The 941-nt window shown below is 56.3% G+C and carries 2 protein-coding genes; both read right to left on the reverse strand.

Translation table 11 applies throughout. The features are described from left to right. Window positions 1-542, reverse strand: a 542-nt coding sequence (locus ACOCD2_RS22220; RefSeq protein WP_419586084.1) for a DUF2493 domain-containing protein, incomplete at its 3' end; no start/stop codon positions are given. Continuing rightward, on the reverse strand, window positions 532-941 hold a 410-nt coding region (locus ACOCD2_RS22225), incomplete at its 5' end, for a DUF6166 domain-containing protein (protein ID WP_305802343.1). The genes ACOCD2_RS22225 and ACOCD2_RS22220, both read right to left, overlap by 11 nt.

Raw genomic sequence — 941 nt, forward strand, 5'->3', positions numbered from 1 at the left:
CCAGTTTTAACGATGGCACGGGGGCTATCCAAGTCCTTCCAGAACGCGGGAAATGACGCACGGGCGATACTGCGGTCTTCAGCCCATTCGCTTCCTAGTGCGTCCGCACCGGAAGCACCTCCCTTGATGAGCAGCAATTCCTGGCGCGGAAGATTCTGTGTCAGGTGATCGAGCCTTTCGAACAAAGTATCTTTCCTGTCGTAATCCCTGGAGCCGGCAACCACCAAACGATGTGAATGCGCCAGGGGAGGGTGGGACTCATCCTGGCTTGTCGGGACAGACACATTCGCCGGTCGTTGCCGAAAAAAATCAGCATAGTGCTTGGCGGTGATACTGTGGGTTGCCGTTGACATTTCATCCAGAACGAACCGTTTATCAGGGTGTTGCCGGGCATAGGTGAACAATTCACTTACCGGTCTGGCCACCGCGGACAGAGCGATACATCTCGAGTCCCGTCCGATAAGCGGCAGCCGCCAAGTCCCTTCACGCAACCCACGGGCCTCGTTGCTGGGTGTGATGGCGACAGAGAAGCTATTCGGCACCACGTCCACCTATAGCGGTCAGAGCATGCTCTATATCTATCCTGCTTAGTGTCCATTCCAACTGTTCTGGTAACGCGGCGATGACTTTTTCTTTGAAGGCCTGATAGTGGGCGAGTGTGGCATTTTCGTCTCGCAGGTAGTCCGCAAGAATGGCCAGCGCGAGCTGCGCCGGGCCGCTCCCGCGATAGCCCCAGGAAAACCCCGTGGGGCTTTTGTTGGCCAGATCCAGCCGGGGGTTCAGGGGTTCGCTATTTGCCTTGATGACCGTGCCGGGGGGTGCACCGATGTATCGCACGTCATTCAAGAATGATGCCTCAACAGCACACCCCATATCCATGTCCTGGTCACACCAACCGGCATCCCAGCTTTTCCGGTAATAACGAACCCAACAGTGATTAG

Origin of the sequence: Thiolapillus sp. (assembly GCF_048562965.1) — a bacterium.
In the GTDB taxonomy this organism is placed as follows: domain Bacteria; phylum Pseudomonadota; class Gammaproteobacteria; order Chromatiales; family Chromatiaceae; genus Thiolapillus; species Thiolapillus brandeum_A.